Source organism: Xanthobacter autotrophicus (assembly GCF_030015065.1).
Classification (GTDB): domain Bacteria; phylum Pseudomonadota; class Alphaproteobacteria; order Rhizobiales; family Xanthobacteraceae; genus Xanthobacter; species Xanthobacter autotrophicus_D.
In genome coordinates this window covers 1-2,440 of sequence record NZ_JAIVFN010000227.1, presented here as the reverse complement: position 1 = coordinate 2,440, position 2,440 = coordinate 1, and the positions used below count along the sequence as shown (strand labels likewise).

The following is a 2,440-nucleotide window of genomic DNA, read 5'->3' as shown; positions in this document are numbered from 1 at the left end:
CCCCCACGACGCGCCCCACCAGCTTCTCGGCGGCGTGCTCGGTGGTGAAGGGGCCTTCGCTCGTCCCCACACGCCCGGAGCGCAGGGCCGCCGCGCGGTCCCGCGGATCGGCCGGCGGGATCCAGTGCCGGGCCATCCAGCACGTTGCGGGCTCGGCACCAGCCTCCGGCTGTTGCAGCCACGGGCCGCCGGGCCGTCGATAGCGCGTCCGCCCCATCATCTGGCACAGGGCGAAGGTGCGGCCGCACTCGATACGCGGATCACAATAAGAGATGAGGAACAGCTCGCCCTGCGCCGGCTGGTGGTCGGCGAGGTCCACCACGGCGAACTCGCCGCGACGCAGGTGCGGATAGAAGGCGTCATCCTCCACCGGGAACGTCATGTGCCCCGGCGGGAGCGTCGGGAGGATCGTCAGGGCGCGCAGCTCGGGCTGGTGCTCGAACTGGATGGCGCGGGCCTTCGGAGCAGGCCGGCCGGCGGAGGTGCGGCGGGTCATACTGCGCCTCCTTCAAGGAAGCCGAGGGCGGCCCGCATGAGGTTCGGGACGGCGTCCACGCCCGAGAAGTCCTCGCACATTTCCACCGCGAGCCTCAGGGCTGCAATCGCCCCTTCCTTGCTGGTGGCGGCCGGGATGTTGCCTTCGTTGAGCGCGTCCCATATCGGCATGGGAGCATCATCCGGGATGTCGCCGATGGTCGAGTTGAGCCAGGCGCATTCGGCCCGATAGGCCTCGACGAGCGCGCGCAGCGGGTCGGCTTCCGAAGCCATGGTGATGGCCGGCACAGTGAGGAGCGCGGCGGCGGTCGCGCCCTTCAGGACGAAGCGGCGGGTGGGGCTGCGCTCAGACATGGGCGCCTCCCACGCCAAGAATGGCGAGCGCATCGCGGAAAGCGCTGGCCGCGAGCCGAACGCTTGTCACCTCTTCTTCGTCGTCCGCCTGCTTCCGGAGGACTGCGGCGGCCGTGCCGTCCGGATAGCACCAGTCGAGGGCGCGCATCTTCACCATGAGACCGGCGGGGCTCATGGCCGGAGCGGCGACGATCCGGTCGCAAAGCGCGCTGATCGCGTCTGTCACGTCTTCGAAGGCGTCATCCGCTGCCGCGGCGCCGGAAAGCCGCTCGGCTTCCTCGCCGCCCTTCTGCCATTCGCCCAGGGCGGCGAGCACCTCGGCCACTAGGGGCTGCTGCTGGCGCGTGGGCGAGTTCCACATGGCGTCGTAGGCGCGCAGCCAGTCGTGCAGGCGGAAATTCACCCATAGCTGGCCGGATTTCTCCTCAAGCAGATGCTCGCCGTTCAGCTCGAACGCCAGGACGAGGGGCGCGGGAGCGGGCTGCATCTGTTCCGCGAGAGCACTCAGCCGGCTGCACTCAGCGGCAAGCTCGCGCTCGCGTGCCCACAAGGTTTCAAGCTCGCGGCCCAGGGCGAGCAGCTCAGCGTCTTGCTGTTCGGCTGCCTCTACCTTCGGGAGCACGGCCACTGGCACCGCGAGGGCCGCGATGGTGCCGAGGGCGCCACCGGCTTTGAGGAAAGCCCGGCGGGAGGAGGTAGGCATAGCGGTGGCGTTTGCCGCCGCGGTGGGCTTCGGCATTGGTAGGCTCCAGGGATATGGGGAAGGTCAGAGGGGCGGCGCGTCCGCCCCGATGGTTAGGCGGCCTTGCGGCAGTTGCGCCGGGGCGGGACGAACTCGGCGGCGGCGCGCTCGTAGCGGGCCACGTGGCGCTCCAACTCCTCGCGGCTGTCGCACATGCCGGCGAAGGTCATGATGTCGGTGCGGGCGTTGGCCGGGTGGTTCTGCGCCGTCGTGAGGCGGACCATCAGGTCCGGGCTCTGGCGCCAGATGGGAAGCGGCATAGGTGTTCCTCCTGCTGGTGGCGGGATCAGGCGATGCGGGACAGGCGAAGGGCTTCGTCAGCGGCCCGCACCTTGGCGAGCGCAGCGGGGAAATCCTCCCACGATGCGAAGGCAGTGCCCGCCCGCTCGGCGAGGTCGGCGTCGGTGGTGGTGAAGGTGAGCGCGCCGGCTGGCCCGGTGAGGCGTCCAAACTGGACACCGTTGCGCTTCAGGGCGAAGCCATCGCCATCACGTTTGGCGGTGTAGGTGGCCGCGATGCCGGCGGCGGCCTTCTCATCGCGCACGATCAATTCGAGGGCGTTGAGCCTCTGGCGGTCGGCGCTGCACTTGCGGGCCGCATAGGCGTCGCGGGGCTCGGGTGCGGTCCGGTAACGCGCCGCCGTGATACGGGCGGCGTTCAGGGCGCATTCGGCGCGGCGGATGACCTCGGCGCGGTGGGAGCCGCGCGGCACCGACACGTAGTGAGGTGGTCCCGGTTTGGCGGACAGATTGGCGGCTTTGCTAAGCTTGGTTCTGGTGTGCGTTACGCCGCCATGTCGATGCTGTCGCAGGCCGTATGGACCTCCTCCGGCGTTCTGCCGCCGAGGGC

5 protein-coding genes are annotated in these 2,440 nt (G+C 70.0%); all 5 read right to left on the bottom strand.

Annotated features, from left to right (window positions below):
- The coding region (locus K9U40_RS22560; protein WP_282892341.1) for a hypothetical protein at nucleotides 1-496 on the bottom strand (496 nt) is incomplete at its 3' end.
- The gene (locus K9U40_RS22555) at nucleotides 493-849 is read right to left on the bottom strand and encodes a hypothetical protein (protein ID WP_282892340.1); all 357 of its coding nucleotides are present in this window, start codon (nucleotides 847-849) and stop codon (nucleotides 493-495) included. The genes K9U40_RS22555 and K9U40_RS22560, both read right to left, overlap by 4 nt.
- The gene (locus K9U40_RS22550) at nucleotides 842-1,588 is read right to left on the bottom strand and encodes a hypothetical protein (protein ID WP_282892339.1); all 747 of its coding nucleotides are present in this window, start codon (nucleotides 1,586-1,588) and stop codon (nucleotides 842-844) included. Before K9U40_RS22550 ends, K9U40_RS22555 begins: the two co-directional genes overlap by 8 nt.
- 56 nt (nucleotides 1,589-1,644) lie before the next feature.
- Nucleotides 1,645-1,851, bottom strand: coding sequence for a hypothetical protein (locus K9U40_RS22545; protein ID WP_282892338.1), 207 nt, complete (start codon nucleotides 1,849-1,851; stop codon nucleotides 1,645-1,647).
- 26 nt (nucleotides 1,852-1,877) lie between these two features.
- Nucleotides 1,878-2,309 carry a hypothetical protein gene (locus K9U40_RS22540; protein WP_282892337.1) on the bottom strand — a complete coding sequence of 144 codons (432 nt, stop codon included), beginning with the start codon at nucleotides 2,307-2,309 and terminating at the stop codon, nucleotides 1,878-1,880.
- Nucleotides 2,310-2,440: the final 131 nt, after the last annotated feature.

Excerpts from the sequence above, each read along its gene's own strand:
- K9U40_RS22555 (WP_282892340.1), bottom strand. The coding sequence starts at position 849 with ATGTCTGAGCGCAGCCCCACCCGCCGCTTCGTCCTGAAGGGCGCGACC.
- K9U40_RS22550 (WP_282892339.1), bottom strand. The coding sequence starts at position 1,588 with ATGCCGAAGCCCACCGCGGCGGCAAACGCCACCGCTATGCCTACCTCC.
- K9U40_RS22545 (WP_282892338.1), bottom strand. The coding sequence starts at position 1,851 with ATGCCGCTTCCCATCTGGCGCCAGAGCCCGGACCTGATGGTCCGCCTC.